Below are 16464 nucleotides of genomic sequence, written 5' to 3' on the forward strand. Positions count from 1 at the left end.
AGCGCCCGCAGCTGCTCGCGGCCGTCCTCGGTGATCTTGTCCGGGCCCCACGGCGGCATCCAGACCCAGTTGATCGCGACGTCGCCGACCAGGCCCTCGAGCGCGGACTCGGTCTGGTCGGTGATCACGTCGGTCAGCGGGCACGCGGCAGAGGTGAGGGTCATGTCGAGCACCGCGTTGCTGTGCTCGTCGAGGTGCACGCCGTAGACCAGGCCGAGGTCGACGACGTTGATCCCGAGCTCGGGGTCGACGACGTCCTTCATCGCCTCGGTGACGTCGTCGACGGTCACCGTCGCGGTGCCGCCGGCGCCAGTCCCGTCCAGAGTGGCCTCCGGGACCTCGGGCAGGTCGCTGTGGTCGGGCGTGTGGGTGGACTCGGTCATCGGGTCTCTCCTTCAGTCTGTGCCTGGGCGGTCGCGTCCTTCCACGCCATCCAGGAGAGCAGCGCGCACTTCACGCGCGCGGGGAACTTGGCGACACCGGCGAAGGCGATGCCGTCCTCGAGGACGTCCTCGTCCGGCTCGACCTGCCCCTTGCCCTGCATGAGCTCGAGGAAGGTCTGGTGGATCTCCATCGCCTCGTCGACCGGCTTGCCGATGACGAGGTCGGTCAGCACGGAGGCCGAGGCCTGCGAGATGGAGCAGCCCACCGCGTCGTACGACACGTCCTCCACGACACCGCCGGCGAGGTGGACCCGGAGGGTCACCTCGTCGCCGCAGGTCGGGTTGACGTGGTGCACCTCGGACTCGAACGGGTCGCGCAGTCCCTTGTGGTGCGGGTTCTTGTAGTGGTCCAGGATGATCTCCTGGTAGAGCGCGTCGAGGTCGGTGCTCATCCGTCCACCTTGAAGTAGCTGCGGGTGTGGTGGAGCGCCTCGACCAGCGCGTCGATCTCCGCGGGGGTCGTGTAGAGGTACGACGACATCCGGGTGGAGGCCTGCACGCCGAAGCGCGCGTGGGCCGGCTTGGCGCAGTGGTGCCCGGCGCGCACGGCGACGCCGCGCGCGTCGAGGACCTGTGCGATGTCGTGCGGGTGCACGCCCGCGAGCTCGAAGGAGATCGCGCCGCCGCGCTGCGTCGCGTCGAGCGGGCCGAGGACGGTCACGCCCGGCACGGTCTGCAGCCCTTCGAGGGCGTACGCCGTGATCGCCTGCTCGTGGGCGTGGATCGCGTCGAGGCCGATGTGGCCGAGGTAGTCGACGGCGGCGCCGAGGCCGACCGCCTCGACGATCGGCGGGGTGCCGGCCTCGAAGCGGTGCGGAGACTTCGCGTAGGTCGAGCGCGCCATGGTGACGGTCTCGATCATCTCGCCGCCGCCGTGGAAGGGCGGCAGCTCGTTGAGCAGTGCCTCGCGGCCCCACAGCACGCCGATGCCGGTCGGTCCGGTGACCTTGTGGCCGGTGAACACCAGGAAGTCGCACCCGACGGCCTGCACGTCGACCGGCAGCTGCGGCGCGGCCTGCGACGCGTCGATCACGGAAAGGGCTCCGACGGCCTGGGCCCGGGCGACCAGGTCGGCGACCGGGTTGATCGTGCCGAGCATGTTGGAGACCCAGGTGAAGGCGACGACCTTGGTGTGCTCGTCGACGAGCTGGTCCGCGTTCGACAGGTCGAGGTGGCCGTCGTCGGTCAGGCCGAACCAGCGCAGCTCGGCGCCCGACCGCTCGCAGGCGAGCTGCCAGGACACGATGTTGGAGTGGTGCTCCATCTCGGTGATGACGACGTTGTCGCCGGGGCCGAGGTCGATCGTGCGGGCCAGCAGGTTGAGCGCCTCGGTGGCGTTCTTGGTGAAGACCACCTCGTTGCGCGAGGGCGCGTTGAGGAACGCTGCCACCTTGTCGCGGGCGGCCTCGTAGGCCTCGGTCGCCTCGGCACCGAGCTGGTGCATCGCGCGGGCGATGTTGGCGTTGTGCCGCTCGAGGTGGTCGACCATCGTGTCGATGACGATCTGCGGCTTCTGCGAGGTGTTGGCGTTGTCGAGGTAGACCAGCGGCTGCCCGCCCGCGAGCGTGCGCTCGAGGATCGGGAAGTCCTTGCGGATCACGTCGAGATCCGGAAGCAGTCCTTCCATTTGCGTTACCTCGTTTCGGCGGTGTGAGAAGTGGTGCTGGTCAAGGCGGAGGAGCGAAGGCGACCTTTGAGCGGAGCGGGTCGTCGAGCGACGACAACGCGGGCCAGCGCCGCTTATCGCGCCGCCGAGAGGTAGCGGTCGTAGCCCTCGGCCTCGAGCTGGTCGGCGAGCTCCTTGCCGCCGGACTCGGCGACCTTGCCGTCGACGAAGACATGGACGAAGTCGGGCTGGATGTAGCGCAGGATGCGGGTGTAGTGGGTGATCAGCAGGACACCCTTGCCCTCGCGCTCTCGGAAGCGGTTGACGCCCTCGGAGACGATCTTGAGCGCGTCGATGTCGAGGCCGGAATCGGTCTCGTCGAGCACGGCGACCTTGGGGTCGAGCAGCTCGAGCTGGGCGATCTCGTGACGCTTCTTCTCACCGCCGGAGAAACCCTCGTTGACCGAGCGCTGCGAGAACGAGGAGTCGAGGTTGAGCCGCTCGAGGGCCCCGTTGACGTCCTTGACCCAGGTGCGCAGCTTGGGGGCCTCGCCGTCGATGGCGGTCTTGGCGGTCCGCAGGAAGTTGGCCACCGAGACGCCGGGGACCTCGACGGGGTACTGCATCGCCAGGAAGAGACCGGCGCGGGCGCGCTCGTCGACGGAGAGGGCCAGGACGTCCTGGCCGTCGAGGGTCACCGAGCCGCTGGTGATCGTGTACTTCGGGTGGCCGGCGATCGAGTAGGCCAGCGTCGACTTGCCGGAGCCGTTGGGACCCATGATCGCGTGGGTCTCGCCCTCCTTAATGGTGAGGGTGACGCCCTTGAGGATCTCCTTGGGGCCGTCCTCGGTGTCGACGGTGACGTGCAGGTCGGTGATGACGAGCTTGCTCATGCGGGGGTGACTCCGTTCAGGGTGGTCTCGGTGTCGACGTAGACATCGCTGGTGCCGTTGGAGTTGGCGCGTACGTCGACCGGGAAGGTCGCGACCGGCTCGGTCGCGGGGAGGTTGGTGGGCTTGCCGGTGCGCAGGTCGAACATCGACCCGTGCAGCCAGCACTCGATCTGGCAGTCCGCGACCTCGCCCTCGCTGAGTGCGACCTCGGCGTGGCTGCAGGTGTTCTCGACGGCGAAGACCTCGTCGCCGTCGCGGGCGATGGCGATGTCGTAGCGGCCGAGGGTGACCGCGAGGGCCTGGTCGGTCGCGACCTCGTCCAGCGCGCAGGCGCGCTCGAACGCCATCAGGCGTCCTGCCCGAGGGCCACGACGTCCTTCAGGACGTTCTTGGCGAGCTCGGCCTCGACGGTGGTGAGCAGGCGGTCCTCGATGGACGGCACGCCCACCTTGCGGATCAGGTCGTTGAAGAAGCCGTGGACGACGAGCCGCTGGGCCTCCTTCTCCGAGACGCCGCGCGACTGGAGGTAGAAGAGCTGGTTGTCGTCGAAGCGCGCGGTGGCCGAGGCGTGGCCGGCGCCCTCGATCTCACCGGTCTCGATCTCCAGGTTGGGGATCGAGTCGGCCTGGCAGCCGTCGGTGAGGACGAGGTTGCGGTTCTCCTCGTAGGTCTCGATGCCCTCGGCGACCTTGCGGATCAGCACGTTGCCGACCCAGACGGTGTGCGCCTTCTCGCCCTGGAGCGCGCCCTTGTAGACGGCGTGCGACTTGGTGCGAGGGGCGTTGTGGTCGGCGAAGATGCGGTGCTCGATGTGCTGGCCGGCGTCGGCGAAGTAGAGGCCGAGCAGCTCGGCGGAGCCGCCGGGGCCGTCGTAGGTGACGTTGGCGTCCATCCGGACCACGTCGCCGCCGAAGGAGATCGCGGCGTGCTTGTAGGTCGCGTCGCGACCGACCCGGGCCTGGTGGTGCGCGAGGTGCACGGCGTCGTCGGCCCAGTCCTGGATCGACACGACGGTGACCTCGGCGCCGTCTCCGACGACGATCTCGACCACGGCCGCGACCGACGACGAGCCGGTGTGGTTGAGGACCACGACGGCCTTGCTGTGCCGGCCGAAGCGCATCGCGACGTGGCCCGCCTCGGTCACCGAGACGTCCTCGCCGTGGAGGTCGACCACGACGGGCTCGGGCACCTCGGTGTCGGCCGGGACGTCGATGAGCAGGCTCGCCGGGACCTCGGCCAGGACGCGGGCGGCAAAGCGCGTGTTGGGCGCCCAGCCCGAGATCCCGCGCAGGTCACGGGCCTCCTCGCCGGAGACGCCCTCGATGCGCACGCCCTCGGGGGCGTTCCACGTGCACGACGTCGCCGAGCGCATGAACTCGGCCTCGCCGTGCAGGCCGCGCAGCCGCTTCAGCGGGGTGAAGCGCCAGATCTCCTCGCGCCCGGTGGGCACGGGGTGGTCGGCGACGTCGAAGGAGCCCGGCGGGTTGAGGTGGCTCTCGATCTTCTCCTGCTCCAGGGCGGAGCGGACGGATTCGGTGACGGTCAAGGCTCTTCTTTCGTTGGTGCTCGGAGGTCTTCGTACTGTCTTCCGAGGCGCGTCGTCGCAGCCGCTTCGCGGCCGCGATGTGCGCCTCGGATCAGTCAGCCCACGGCCCCTTCCATCTGCAGCTCGATCAGGCGGTTGAGCTCGAGGGCGTACTCCATCGGCAGCTCCTTGGCGATCGGCTCGACGAAGCCGCGCACGATCATCGCCATCGCCTCGTCCTCCTCCATGCCGCGCGACATGAGGTAGAAGAGCTGGTCGTCGGAGACCTTGGAGACGCTCGCCTCGTGGCCCATCGACACGTCGTCCTCGCGGATGTCGACGTAGGGGTAGGTGTCGCTGCGGCTGACCTGGTCGACGAGCAGCGCGTCGCACAGCACGTTGGACTTCGAGCCGTGGGCGCCTTCGTTGACCTGGATCAGGCCGCGGTACGACGTCCGCCCGCCGCCACGGGCCACCGACTTGCTCAGGATCGAGCTCGAGGTGTGCGGCGCGGCGTGCACCATCTTGGCGCCGGCGTCCTGGTGCTGGCCCTCGCCGGCGAACGCGATCGACAGGGTCTCGCCCTTGGCGTGCTCGCCCATCAGGTAGATGGCGGGGTACTTCATCGTGACCTTGGAGCCGATGTTGCCGTCGACCCACTCCATGGTGGCGCCGGCCTCGCAGGTCGCCCGCTTGGTGACGAGGTTGTAGACGTTGTTCGACCAGTTCTGGATGGTCGTGTAGCGGCAGCGCCCGCCCTTCTTCACGATGATCTCCACGACCGCGGAGTGCAGCGAGTCGGAGGAGTAGATCGGGGCGGTGCAGCCCTCGACGTAGTGCACGTAGGCGTCCTCGTCGACGATGATCAGGGTCCGCTCGAACTGGCCCATGTTCTCGGTGTTGATCCGGAAGTAGGCCTGCAGCGGGATGTCGACGTGGACACCCTTGGGCACGTAGATGAACGAGCCGCCCGACCACACCGAGGTGTTGAGCGCGGCGAACTTGTTGTCACCGACGGGGATGACGGTGCCGAAGTACTCCTTGAAGAGCTCCTCGTGCTCCTTCAGCGCGGTGTCGGTGTCGACGAAGATGACGCCCTTCTCCTCGAGGTCCTCGCGGATCGAGTGGTAGACGACCTCGGACTCGTACTGCGCGGCGACACCGGCGACGAGGCGCTGCTTCTCCGCCTCCGGGATGCCGAGCTTGTCGTAGGTGTTCTTGATGTCCTCGGGCAGGTCCTCCCACGAGGCGGCCTGCTTCTCCGAGGAGCGCACGAAGTACTTGATGTTGTCGAAGTCGATCCCACCGAGGTCGGAGCCCCAGGTCGGCATCGGCTTGCGGTGGAAGAGCTTGAGGCCCTTGAGCCGCAGGTCGAGCATCCACTGCGGCTCGGACTTCTTCGAGGAGATGTCGCGCACGACGTCCTCGTTGAGCCCGCGGGTCGCGGCGGCGCCCGCGTCGTCGGAGTCGGCCCAGCCGAACTCGTACTTGCCGATGCCCTTGAGCTCGGGGTTGAGTTCTTCGATGGAGGTCATGCCTTCTCCTTCTTCGATGCAGGCGTGTGGGTCAGGGGGATGCAGGTCGTGCAGACGCCGTCGCCGTGGGCGATGGTCGCCAGGCGCTGGACGTGGGTGCCGAGCACGGCGGCGATCGCCTCGGTCTCGGCCTCGCACAGCTGGGGAAACTCGTGGGCGACGTGGGAGACCGGGCAGTGCTGCTGGCACAGCTGCTCCCCCACGACCGGCAGCTCGCGCACGGAGGCGGCGTAGCCGTTCTGGGTGAACACCCGGGCCAGCGCCTCGGCGGGCGTCAGGTCGGGCTCGGCGGCCACCACGGCGGCGTAATCGCGCTCGACGAACGACACGCGGCGCCGGGCGAACTCCACCACGGCGTCCTCGCCCTGGGTCTCGGCCAGGAAGCGCATGGCCTGCACGGCGAGGTCGTCGTACTGCTGGTCGAAGCTGTCACGACCGGCCTCGGTGAGCGCGAAGACCTTGGCGGGGCGCCCGCGACCGCGAGCGCCGTAGACCTTCGGCTCGCGCGACTCCACGACGCCCTCGAGGGCGAGGTGGTCGAGGTGTCGGCGGACCGCGGCCGGCGTGAGGTCGAGGCGACGGGCCAGGTCGGCGGCCGTGGAGGGACCGTTCTCCAGGATCGTGCGGGCCACGCGGTCACGCGTGGGTGCGTCCCCGTCCGGGGTCGCCGCCGTCCTGGTGAATTCCACAACGCCAGTGTGACGTTATTGCCGTACGCCGTTCAAGCAAGGGTCACCTAAGTGACCTGGCCCACGGCCGCTCCGGGGTCAGTCGGCCGTCCGGGCACGGAACGTGCGGATCGCCAGCGGTGCGACCACGGCGGTGATCAGCACGATCCAGGCGATGGTGAACGGGACCGGGTGGTGCATCGGGAACGCGGCGCCCTCGGCGAGCGGGTAGTCGTTGCCCCAGAGCTCGCGGACGGCCTGGGTCAGCGAGGAGATGGGGTTCCACTCGGCGATGACGCGCAGGATCGTCGGCATCTTGTCGGTGGGGGCGAACGTGTTGGCGAGGAAGGTGATCGGGAACATCGTGGCGAACATGACGCCGTTGACGGCCTCCACCGAGCGCATCGCCGAGCCGACCCAGATGCCCACCCAGATCATCGCGAAGCCCCAGCCGAGGAGCAGCAGGTAGCCCAGCAGGGCCTCGAACACGTTGGTGTGGATGCGCCAGCCGATGACCAGGCCGGTCAGCGACATCACCACGAGGCCGATCGAGGAGTGGGCCAGGCTGGAGATGCTGCGTCCGACGAGCACCGCCGCGGGGTTGATCGGCAGCGAGCGCATCCGGTCGACGATGCCCTTGTCGAGGTCGGCGGTGAGGCCGACCGCGACGATGAACGAGGCGAAGGCGACCGTCTGCGCCATGATGCCGGCGAGCAGGAAGGCGCGGTAGCCGGCCGGGGTGTCGACGGCGATCGAGCTGCCGAAGACGTAGGCGAAGAGCAGCACGAACATGACCGGCTGGATGGTCACGTCCATCAGCATCTCGGGCATCCGCTTGATGTGGAGGAAGTTGCGCCGCGCGATGGCCCAGGACTGGGTCAGCAGTCCGGTGGGCCGGATCTCGGGGCGTTCGAGGGTGGTGCTCATCGGGCCATCTCCCCTGCCGGCTCGTCGGTGGTCTCGTCGGACTCGTCGGGACGCTCCTCGGCGCGGTGCCCGGTGAGGTGGAGGAACACGTCGTCGAGGCTGGGCCGCTTGAGCCCGATGTCGTCGAGGACGATGCCGCTCTCGTCGAAGATGCCCGCGACGCGGGTCATGTGGGCGAGGCCCTCGGCGGGGGCGGTCAGCTGCCGGGCGCCCGCGTCGACGTGCACCTCGCGCACGTGGGGACGCAGCAGCGTCTCCGCCCGCTGGAGGTCGGGTCCGTGGGAGACGGTCACCACCAGAGCAGCAGCGCCGGACTGGTCCTTGAGCTGGAGCGGCGTGCCCTCCGCGATGACCGTGCCGCGGTCGATGACCACGATGTTGTCGGCGAGCTGGTCGGCCTCCTCGAGGTACTGCGTGGTCAGGAGGAGCGTCGTGCCGTCCGCCACCAGCTCGCGCAGGACGTCCCACAGCTCGACGCGCGAGCGCGGGTCGAGACCGGTCGTGGGCTCGTCCAGGAACAGCACCGGCGGGGTGGCGATCAGGCTGACCGCGAGGTCGAGGCGGCGGCGCATGCCGCCGGAGTAGGTCTTCGCGATCCGGTCGCCGGCGTCGGACAGCGAGAACCGCTCGAGCAGCTCGTCGGTGGCCCGCCTGATGTAGCCGGCGTCGAGGCCGTAGAGGGAGCCGATGAGGCGGAGGTTCTCCTTGCCGGTCAGCAGCTCGTCGACCGTGGCCGCCTGGCCGGTGAGGCCCATGCTGCGGCGCACGGCGGCCGGGTCCGTAAGGATGTCGTGGCCGGCGACCCGTCCGGTGCCGGCCGTGGGACGGGTCAGCGTCGTCATCATCCGCACCGTGGTGGTCTTGCCGGCGCCGTTGGGGCCGAGCAGGCCGAGGACCGAGCCCTCGGGGACGACGAAGGAGACGCCGTCGACGGCGACCGTGACGCCGAAGTGCTTGACGAGGCCCTCGGCCTCGATCGCAGGAGAGCGTGTCATGACCTCCACGCTAGCCCCGGGGACCGACAGCCGCCTGTCGAGAACCCACACCTAGACTTCCCCCGTGCCAGCGCCGTCCCCCGCCGTCGAGATCGACGGCCTGGTGATGGCCTACGGCGACAAGGTCGCCGTCGACGGGCTGTCGCTCGACGTGGCCCGCGGATCGGTCACCGCGGTCCTCGGCCCCAACGGGGCGGGCAAGACCACGACCCTCGAGACCTGCGAGGGCTACCGCGTCCCGCAGCGGGGCACGGTGCGCGTGCTCGGGCTCGACCCGCAGCGCGACCGCGCGGAGCTGCTGCCCCGGATCGGCGTGATGCTGCAGGCCGGCGGCGCGTGGAGCGGCGTACGGGCCCGGGAGATGCTCGACCACATGGCGTCCCTGCACGCCCACCCGCTCGACACCGACATGCTCAGCGACCGGCTCGGGCTCGCCGACTGCGGCCGCACGCCCTACCGCCGGCTCTCTGGCGGCCAGCAGCAGCGGCTGGGCCTCGCGATCGCGCTGGTGGGCCGCCCCGAGCTGGTCTTCGTCGACGAGCCGACCGCGGGGATGGACCCGCAGGCACGGCGGACGACCTGGGAGCTGCTCGAGGAGATCCGCGGCGACGGCGTGACGGTCGTGCTCACCACCCACCACATGGACGAGGCCGAGCGGCTCGCCGACCGGATCCACATCATCGACCGCGGCCGGGTGATCGCCAGCGGGACGCCCGGCGAGCTCACCCGCGAGGGCCGCTCCGCCACCATCCGGCTGGTCGTGAACCGGCCGTTCCCCGACGGGGCCCCGGAGTCGCTGCGCGCCGACCTCGGCCCGGACACCGAGGTACGCCAGCTCGACGAGGTCAGCATGCTCATCCACGGTCCCGCCGACTCCACCACGCTGGGGCGGGTCTCGCGCTGGTGCGAGGAGCACGACGTGCTGCCCGAGACGCTCAACCTGGGCCAGCGCAACCTCGAGGACGTCTTCCTCGAGCTGACCGGGCGGGAGCTGGCGCCGTGAGCACGTTCGCCCCCGCGCCCGGCGGCGCCTCGCTGTCCCGCATGGTGCTCGCGCAGTCGCGGATGGAGGCGCGGCTGATGCTGCGCAACGGCGAGCAGCTGCTGCTCGCGATCGTCATCCCGGTCATCGTGCTGGTCGGTGGCGTCGCTGCCGCCGACCGCATCGGCATCGACCTCGACGGCCAGCGTCCCGTCGACGTCCTCACTCCGGGCGTCCTCGCCCTCGCCGTGATGTCGACGGCCTTCACCTCGGTGGCGATCGCGACCGGCTTCGAGCGCCGCTACGGCGTCATCAAGCTCCTCGGCTCCTCACCGCTCCCCCGGCACGGCCTGTTGCTCGGCAAGGTGCTCGCGCTGCTCAACGTGGTCCTGCTCCAGCTCGTCGTCCTCGTCGTCGTGGGCCTGGCCCTCGGCTGGGAGCCGACCCTCGACCACCCGCTCCGCTCGATCGCCGGCGCGGCGCTGGCCGTCGGGCTCGGCACCGCGGCGTTCGCCGCCCTCGGCCTCTTCGTCGCCGGCGTGCTGCGCGCCGAGGCGACCCTCGCGCTGGCGAACCTCGTCTACCTCCTGCTCATGGCCGGCGGCGGTGTCGTGCTGCCGACGAGCGCGTACGGCGCGGCCTCACCGGTGATCTCGTGGCTGCCGTCGGCCGCGCTGGGCGAGGCGATGCGCGACGCGCTCGTGCACGCGAGCATCGACGGCCGGTCCCTGCTCGTGCTCGCCGCGTGGGCGGTCCTCGGCACGGTGCTCACCGCTCGAACCTTCAGGTGGGAATGATGTCTGCCCTGCTCGACCGGCTCGCCCGGCACCTCTGGCCGCTCGCGGTCGCCAACCTGCTCGCCAACATCGGCATCGTCGTGACCGGGGCCGCCGTCCGGCTCACCGGATCCGGGCTGGGCTGCCCGACCTGGCCGCGGTGCTCCGAGGAGTCGTACGTCGCCCACGGCGAGCTCGGCATCAACGGTGTCATCGAGTTCGGCAACCGCACGCTCACCTTCCTGCTCGCGGCGATCGCCGTGCTGTGCTTCCTGGCCGCGCTGGGCGCACGCCACCGCCGGGCGACCTGGCTGGCGTTCGTGATCGGGCTCGGCATCCCGCTCCAGGCGGTGATCGGCGGCATCACCGTGCTCACCGACCTCAACCCGTGGATCGTGTCCGGGCACTTCCTGCTGTCGATGGCGATCATCATGGTCTGCATCGCGTTGCTCGACGAGCTGCGCAGCCCCGACCGGTCGGCCGCCCCGCCCGTGCCGCGCGTGCTGGCCTGGGTGACCACGGCCGCCGGCTGGGTCGTGCTCTACCTGGGCACCGTGGTCACGGGCGCCGGACCGCACGCCGGGGACGCCGAGGCTCGCCGCAACGGCCTGGATCCGGCGACGGTGTCGCAGGTCCACGCGATCGCGGTCTACGTGCTGGTCGCGCTCACCGTGGCACTGCTGGTCGTCGCCCTGCGCGGCGGGCACCGCTGGCTGGCGACGGTCACCGGGCTGGTGCTGCTGATCGAGCTGCTGCAGGGCGTGCTGGGCTGGGTGCAGTACTGGCTCGACCTGCCGGTCGGGCTCGTGGCGCTGCACATGCTCGGCGCCGCACTGCTCGCCGCGGGACTGGGACGGATCGCCCTCGCCGTGCTGCCGCACCACGCGGCGCACGAGGCGCGGGCGGACGGCGGGTCGCAGCCGGACGCAGCGACCCGCCTCCCCTAGCGAGGCGGCGCTCAGAGCTTGCGGGCGAAGATGACCGTGCGCTTGGAGTAGTCGTCGGCCTTGCAGGCCACCAGCACGATCCGCGGCGGCCCGGAGACCGAGTAGAGCGACCCCATCCTGCGGTCGGCCGCCCAGAACTCGCGGCGGGTCACCTCGAAGCGGCAGCCGGCGACGCGGATCCGGTCACCCGGACGCAGCTGGCCCCAGCGGTCGGCGACACCGTTGCCGGCGCGCCAGGCGTGGCCGGCGTAGACGGTGCTCCCGCTCGGGTCGCAGGGCGGGTCGCCCTTCGCCCAGGTGTAGACGGTGCCACGCAGGCGCCACCCCACGTCGAGGGTGTCGTTGCGGGCGGCCACCCTCACCACGACGGCGTCGGTGCCCGTGCGGGCGATCTGCAGCCGGTCAGGGGCGGCCGAGGCCGCACCCTGACCGACCAGCAGGGTCGCCCAGAGCGTCACCGCGAGGAGCGCGGCGCGACGCATCACGAACCCGTGTGCGGCGAGATCTCCGGCGCCTTCGCGCACGGCTTGGTGCTGAAGGTCATCCGCCACACCTGCTTGCCCCGGAGCCGGTAGGTGGCGTCGGCGGACTCGGCACGGACGGTGACCGTGTAGGAGCGGGCGACCTTCGCGCCGAGACCCTTGAGGGTCCGGGCCTTGAGCCACACGCCCTGACGGACGACCTTGCCGTTGACCTTGTAGACCACGCCGGCGCGCTTGCTGACCTTGAACAGGTCACTCGCGCGGCCGCACTTGTCGATGTGCTTGGCCTGGGCCTTCACCACGCGGACCTCCGCGGGCAGCACCTCCGGCGGGCTCACCGGGCAGGGCTGCTGCGTGTCGGTGGGCGTCGGGAGCGTGATCACGGTCTGGCCGTTGCCGAAGGAGTGCCCCGGGTTCGCCGTGATCGTCAGGCTGCCGTCGGGGTTGAGCACCGAGGTCCACGGACCGCTGGGCACCGCGCCGTAGTGGGCGTTGCCCGGACCGCAGTCGTCGACGACCGGCACCTGCGGGGCTGCCGCGACGCACGGCTGGTTGCTGTCGGTCGGCCTCGGGTAGGTGATGACCGTCTGGCCGTTGGTGAAGACGTAGCCCGGGTTGGCTGTGATCGTCAGGCTCCCGTTGGGGTTGAGCACCGAGGTCCACGGGCCGCTGGGCACCGTGCCGAAGCGGGCGTTGCCCGGACCGCAGTCGTCGATGACCGGAACGGTCGGTGCGACGACCTTCGTGGTGTTGCAGTTGTCGGTGAACTTCGCGACCGGGATCGAGCCGGAGTTGGTCTGCGTCACGCCGTTGGACCAGCGAGCGCTGAGCGTCAACGTGACCGTCGAGGTCGGCTTGGTCGTCACGCTCTCCGTGAACGACCTGGTCTGCCAGCTGGTGAGCGTGGTGCCGACCGGCACCGCGGCCGGACGGTTGGACGCAGTGATCTGCTCGGTCCGCTGCTCGCTGTTGACCACCTGCCAGGTGACGTCCCACCCGCCGCCGGTGCGACAGGTGACCGAGCCGGTGATCGTGTTGTGGTGTGCGCTCGAAGGAGCGGCGAGGCCGACGATGGCGAAGCCGAGGGCCACCACCAGCGTCATGACCCTCGACACACTCCGGCCGACCGTGCCCCCACGGTCGTCGCCCAGGTGCTGTCGTGGCGCGCCAAACATCAGTTGTAACCCCCATGAGTACGTGCGAAAGCCCTGCGCTTCCCCACCCGCGACGATTCAACGGGAAGCGGGGCCGAGTCACACGGGAGGAATTCTCAAGAGGTTCTCTAGAAACTCTCATTCCCCAGACGTTTGGCGCACGGCGCGCTAGCGACCGAGCAAGGGATCCAGTGCGACGGCCACGAAGAGGAGCGAGAGGTAGAGGTTCGAGGCGTGGAAGAGCCGCATCGGGTTGATCTCGCTGAGCACCTCGGAGGACTTCGCGCGGCCCCACATGCGGTGCGCCTCGACCAGGAACACCGCGCCCAGCACGACGGCCGCGACCGGGTAGACCACGCTGGTGCCGGCGACGGGCCACAGCACCAACGAGACCGCGACCATCACCCAGCTGTAGAGGACGACCTGGCGGCCGACCTCGGCTGCCGGCTTGACCACGGGCAGCATCGGGACGTCGACGTTGGCGTAGTCCTCGCGGTAGCGCAGGGCCAGCGCCCAGGTGTGCGGCGGCGTCCAGAAGAAGACCACCAGGAAGAGCACGACGGGCGTCCACGCGAGCTCGCCGGTGACGGCGGTCCAGCCGATGAGGGCGGGGAAGCAACCCGCGAGACCGCCCCACACGATGTTCTGGGTGGTGCGGCGCTTGAGCAGCATCGTGTAGACGAAGACGTAGAAGGCGTTGGCGAGCACCGACAGCCCCGCCGAGAGCCAGTTGACCCAGAGCCCCAGCACCACGGTCGACACGACGGCCAGCACGGTCGCGAAGACGAGCGCCGACGACGCCGAGACGATGTGGCGCGGCAGCGCGCGGCGACGCGTACGCCGCATCTGCTCGTCGATGTCGCGGTCGTAGACGCAGTTGTACGCCGACGCGGAGCCCGCCGACAGCGCACCACCGATGACCGTCGCGACGACGAGGCCGAGCGGTGGGATGCCGCGCTCGGCGAAGAACATCACTGGCACCGTCGTCAGCAGCAGCAGCTCGATGACACGGGGCTTGGTCAGCCCGACGTAGGCGGCGACCACGTCCTGCCAGGTCTTGGGCCCCTCCTCGGCCGCCGGTACGGCCTGCCCCGGGACGGCGTCCGTGGCACCACCACCGGTCGACGGCCGGTCGGACGCGGCGGCGTGCGGGCCGGCTTGGGACACGGTGAGGACCTCGGGAGAACGGGGACGGATGGGACGTGCGCTTCGGGGAACCGGAGGGTGTGGACCACCAGCGAAACGGGCGTCCGGAGCGACCCTCAGGCGGGGTCGAGTCTACTCGGCCACGGCGATAGGCTCGCAGTCGAGGCCACCCCAACGGACCTGTGATCCTGGCTGCACCCACCGAGCAGCAGGTCGCACTCCACCCGAGAGGAAATGCGTTGACCGAGAAGTCCGCCCTGCCCGCCACCCTCGACTGGAACGAGCTCGACGATCGTGCCGTCGACACCGTTCGGGTCCTCGCCATGGACGCGGTGCAGAAGGTCGGCAACGGCCACCCCGGCACCGCCATGAGCCTGGCGCCGGCGGCGTACCTGCTGTTCCAGAAGGTCATGCGGCACAACCCCGCCGACCCGCACTGGCCGGGACGCGACCGGTTCGTGCTGTCGTGCGGGCACTCCTCCCTCACCCTCTACATCCAGCTCTACCTCGGCGGCTGGGGCCTCGAGCTCGACGACATCAAGGCGCTGCGCACGTGGGGCTCGAAGACGCCGGGCCACCCCGAGTACGGCCACACGGCCGGCGTCGAGACCACCACAGGTCCGCTCGGCCAGGGCATCGGCAACGCGGTCGGCATGGCCATGGCGGCCCGCCGTGAGCGCGGGATGCTCGACCCCAACGCGGCCGAGGGTGCCTCGCCCTTCGACCACCAGGTCTACGCCCTGTGCAGCGACGGCGACATCGAGGAGGGCGTGAGCGCCGAGGCGTCCGCGATCGCCGGGGTCCAGGAGCTCGGCAACCTCACCGTCATCTACGACGCCAACCGCATCTCCATCGAGGACGACACCGGCATCGCCCTCGGCGAGGACGTCGCTGCCCGCTACGAGGCCTACGGCTGGCACGTGCAGACCGTCGACTGGACCCACGACGAGACCAAGTACGCCGAGGACGTCCCCGCGCTCTACGCCGCGATCCGCAAGGCCCACGCGGTGACCGACCGGCCGAGCTTCATCGTGCTGCGCACGATCATCGCGTGGCCCGCGCCGACCCTTCAGAACACCGGCAAGAGCCACGGCTCGGCGCTGGGCGAGGAGGAGGTCGCCGCCACCAAGAAGGTGCTCGGCTTCGACCCCGAGCAGACCTTCGAGGTCGCGCCCGACGTGATCGAGCACACCCGCGAGGCCGTCGCCCGCGGCAAGGCCGCGCAGGCGGCGTGGGACGAGGACTTCGCCCACTGGGCGACCAAGCCGTCAGCGGACCGCGCGCTGTTCGACCGGATGCAGACCCGCTCGCTGCCCGAGGGCTGGGCCGACGCGCTGCCGACCTTCGAGGCCGACCCGAAGGGCGTCGCCACCCGCGTCGCCTCCGGCAAGACGATCAACGCCGTCGCGCCGGGCCTGCCCGAGCTCTGGGGCGGCTCGGCCGACCTCGCCGGCTCCAACAACACGACCATCGAGGGCGTCCCGTCGTTCCTGCCCAAGGACCGCTCCACCAAGATGTTCGCCGGTGACCCGCTCGCCGGCCGGGTGCTCCACTTCGGCATCCGCGAGCACGGCATGGGCGCGATCATGAACGGCATCGCCGCCCACGGCGGCACCCGGGTCTTCGGCGGCACGTTCCTCACCTTCTCCGACTACATGCGCCCCTCGGTCCGCCTGGCCGCGCTGATGCAGCTGCCGGTGACCTACGTCTGGACCCACGACTCCATCGGCCTCGGCGAGGACGGCCCCACGCACCAGCCGATCGAGCACCTCGCCGCGCTGCGCGCCATCCCCGGCCTCGACGTCGTACGTCCCGCGGACGCCAACGAGACCGTGGCGGCCTGGAAGACCGTCCTGGAGCACAACGACCGGCCGGCCGGGCTGTGCCTGAGCCGCCAGAACGTCCCGACCTTCCCGCGTGGCGAGGACGGCTTCAGCGACACGTCCAACGTCCACCGCGGCGGCTACGTCCTCCTCGACAGCCCGTCCGAGCTGGCGGCGATCCCCGACGTGGTCCTCGTCGGCACCGGCTCCGAGGTGCAGCTCGCCGTCGAGGCGCGCGAGCTGCTCGCCGCCGACGGCATCGCCGCGCGCGTCGTGTCGATGCCGTGCCGGGAGTGGTACGACGCCCAGGAGACGTCGTACCAGGAGACGGTCATCCCGCCCACCGTGAAGGCCCGCGTCTCCGTCGAGGCCGGCATCGCCCAGGGCTGGCGCGAGGTCGTCGGCGACCACGGCCGGATCGTCTCGATCGAGCACTACGGCGCCTCTGCCGACTACGACCGCATCTACCGCGAGTTCGGCGTCACGGCCGAGGCCGTCGCCCAGGCGGCCCGCGACAGCATCGCGGCAGCCAACGCCTGACATCCACGCACCACCGCACAGG

Annotated in this window: 17 protein-coding genes; 4 read left to right on the forward strand and 13 right to left on the reverse strand. The window is 70.4% G+C overall.

The window, feature by feature from the left end:
* From ACE3QY_RS21765 to ACE3QY_RS21810, 10 genes are all read right to left on the reverse strand, one after another.
* Positions 1 to 263, reverse strand: a 263-nt coding sequence (locus ACE3QY_RS21765) for a metal-sulfur cluster assembly factor (protein WP_374458200.1), incomplete at its 3' end; no start/stop codon positions are given.
* 116 nt (positions 264 to 379) lie between these two features.
* Positions 380 to 835 carry a Fe-S cluster assembly sulfur transfer protein SufU gene (gene sufU / locus ACE3QY_RS21770; protein ID WP_374458163.1) on the reverse strand — a complete coding sequence of 152 codons (456 nt, stop codon included), beginning with the start codon at positions 833 to 835 and terminating at the stop codon, positions 380 to 382.
* On the reverse strand, positions 832 to 2061 hold the full coding sequence (locus ACE3QY_RS21775; RefSeq protein ID WP_374458201.1) for a SufS family cysteine desulfurase: 1230 nt from the start codon (positions 2059 to 2061) through the stop codon (positions 832 to 834). Before ACE3QY_RS21775 ends, sufU begins: the two co-directional genes overlap by 4 nt.
* Positions 2062 to 2183: 122 nt before the next feature.
* Positions 2184 to 2942 carry a Fe-S cluster assembly ATPase SufC gene (sufC, locus tag ACE3QY_RS21780; RefSeq protein ID WP_374458164.1) on the reverse strand — a complete coding sequence of 253 codons (759 nt, stop codon included), beginning with the start codon at positions 2940 to 2942 and terminating at the stop codon, positions 2184 to 2186.
* Positions 2939 to 3289, reverse strand: a complete 351-nt coding sequence (locus tag ACE3QY_RS21785) for a non-heme iron oxygenase ferredoxin subunit (RefSeq protein ID WP_374458165.1) — start codon at positions 3287 to 3289, stop codon at positions 2939 to 2941. The genes sufC and ACE3QY_RS21785 overlap by 4 nt, the downstream gene beginning before the upstream one ends.
* Positions 3289 to 4488, reverse strand: coding sequence for a Fe-S cluster assembly protein SufD (gene sufD, locus ACE3QY_RS21790; protein WP_374458166.1), 1200 nt, complete (start codon positions 4486 to 4488; stop codon positions 3289 to 3291). The genes ACE3QY_RS21785 and sufD overlap by 1 nt, the downstream gene beginning before the upstream one ends.
* A gap of 95 nt (positions 4489 to 4583) precedes the next feature.
* Positions 4584 to 6002: a Fe-S cluster assembly protein SufB gene (gene sufB, locus ACE3QY_RS21795; protein ID WP_374458167.1), complete on the reverse strand. Its 1419-nt coding sequence runs from the start codon at positions 6000 to 6002 to the stop codon at positions 4584 to 4586.
* Positions 5999 to 6691 (reverse strand): helix-turn-helix transcriptional regulator, encoded by a 693-nt coding sequence (locus ACE3QY_RS21800; RefSeq protein ID WP_374458168.1) that lies wholly within the window; start codon positions 6689 to 6691, stop codon positions 5999 to 6001. Before ACE3QY_RS21800 ends, sufB begins: the two co-directional genes overlap by 4 nt.
* A gap of 78 nt (positions 6692 to 6769) precedes the next feature.
* On the reverse strand, positions 6770 to 7597 hold the full coding sequence (locus tag ACE3QY_RS21805; protein ID WP_374458169.1) for an ABC transporter permease: 828 nt from the start codon (positions 7595 to 7597) through the stop codon (positions 6770 to 6772).
* A complete protein-coding gene (locus ACE3QY_RS21810; RefSeq protein ID WP_374458170.1) occupies positions 7594 to 8592 on the reverse strand; it encodes an ATP-binding cassette domain-containing protein in 999 nt (332 codons plus the stop codon). The genes ACE3QY_RS21805 and ACE3QY_RS21810 overlap by 4 nt, the downstream gene beginning before the upstream one ends.
* A 64-nt stretch (positions 8593 to 8656) precedes the next feature.
* Between ACE3QY_RS21810 and ACE3QY_RS21815 the strand changes: the two genes are divergently transcribed.
* From ACE3QY_RS21815 to ACE3QY_RS21825, 3 genes are read left to right on the forward strand one after another with little or no spacing between them, the layout of a single operon-like run.
* Positions 8657 to 9595, forward strand: coding sequence for an ABC transporter ATP-binding protein (locus ACE3QY_RS21815; RefSeq protein ID WP_374458171.1), 939 nt, complete (start codon positions 8657 to 8659; stop codon positions 9593 to 9595).
* On the forward strand, positions 9592 to 10371 hold the full coding sequence (locus ACE3QY_RS21820; RefSeq protein ID WP_374458172.1) for an ABC transporter permease: 780 nt from the start codon (positions 9592 to 9594) through the stop codon (positions 10369 to 10371). The genes ACE3QY_RS21815 and ACE3QY_RS21820 overlap by 4 nt, the downstream gene beginning before the upstream one ends.
* On the forward strand, positions 10371 to 11297 hold the full coding sequence (locus ACE3QY_RS21825; protein ID WP_374458173.1) for a heme A synthase: 927 nt from the start codon (positions 10371 to 10373) through the stop codon (positions 11295 to 11297). Before ACE3QY_RS21820 ends, ACE3QY_RS21825 begins: the two co-directional genes overlap by 1 nt.
* 11 nt (positions 11298 to 11308) lie before the next feature.
* Here ACE3QY_RS21825 and ACE3QY_RS21830 read toward each other — a convergent pair whose 3' ends face one another.
* The 3 genes from ACE3QY_RS21830 to ACE3QY_RS21840 all read right to left on the reverse strand — a co-directional run bounded on the left by ACE3QY_RS21830 (position 11309) and on the right by ACE3QY_RS21840 (position 14100).
* Complete coding sequence (locus ACE3QY_RS21830) at positions 11309 to 11779, reverse strand: class F sortase (RefSeq protein WP_374458174.1); 471 nt, start codon at positions 11777 to 11779, stop codon at positions 11309 to 11311.
* A complete protein-coding gene (locus ACE3QY_RS21835) occupies positions 11779 to 12882 on the reverse strand; it encodes a hypothetical protein (protein WP_374458175.1) in 1104 nt (367 codons plus the stop codon). Before ACE3QY_RS21835 ends, ACE3QY_RS21830 begins: the two co-directional genes overlap by 1 nt.
* A 219-nt stretch (positions 12883 to 13101) precedes the next feature.
* Positions 13102 to 14100: a heme o synthase gene (locus tag ACE3QY_RS21840; RefSeq protein ID WP_374458176.1), complete on the reverse strand. Its 999-nt coding sequence runs from the start codon at positions 14098 to 14100 to the stop codon at positions 13102 to 13104.
* A 236-nt stretch (positions 14101 to 14336) separates the two neighbouring features.
* Between ACE3QY_RS21840 and tkt the strand changes: the two genes are divergently transcribed.
* Entirely contained in the window at positions 14337 to 16442 is a 2106-nt protein-coding gene (gene tkt, locus ACE3QY_RS21845) for a transketolase (protein WP_374458202.1), read from the forward strand.
* Positions 16443 to 16464 lie beyond the last annotated feature (22 nt).

Origin of the sequence: Nocardioides sp. (assembly GCF_041913365.1) — a bacterium.
Taxonomy (GTDB): Bacteria; Actinomycetota; Actinomycetes; order Propionibacteriales; family Nocardioidaceae; genus Nocardioides.

Coding starts and splice junctions, on each gene's coding strand:
- sufU (WP_374458163.1), bottom strand. CDS start 835: ATGAGCACCGACCTCGACGCGCTCTACCAGGAGATCATCCTGGACCAC.
- sufC (WP_374458164.1), bottom strand. CDS start 2,942: ATGAGCAAGCTCGTCATCACCGACCTGCACGTCACCGTCGACACCGAG.
- ACE3QY_RS21785 (WP_374458165.1), bottom strand. CDS start 3,289: ATGGCGTTCGAGCGCGCCTGCGCGCTGGACGAGGTCGCGACCGACCAG.
- sufB (WP_374458167.1), bottom strand. CDS start 6,002: ATGACCTCCATCGAAGAACTCAACCCCGAGCTCAAGGGCATCGGCAAG.
- ACE3QY_RS21805 (WP_374458169.1), bottom strand. CDS start 7,597: ATGAGCACCACCCTCGAACGCCCCGAGATCCGGCCCACCGGACTGCTG.
- ACE3QY_RS21810 (WP_374458170.1), bottom strand. CDS start 8,592: ATGACACGCTCTCCTGCGATCGAGGCCGAGGGCCTCGTCAAGCACTTC.
- ACE3QY_RS21825 (WP_374458173.1), top strand. CDS start 10,371: ATGTCTGCCCTGCTCGACCGGCTCGCCCGGCACCTCTGGCCGCTCGCG.
- ACE3QY_RS21830 (WP_374458174.1), bottom strand. CDS start 11,779: ATGCGTCGCGCCGCGCTCCTCGCGGTGACGCTCTGGGCGACCCTGCTG.
- ACE3QY_RS21835 (WP_374458175.1), bottom strand. CDS start 12,882: ATGACGCTGGTGGTGGCCCTCGGCTTCGCCATCGTCGGCCTCGCCGCT.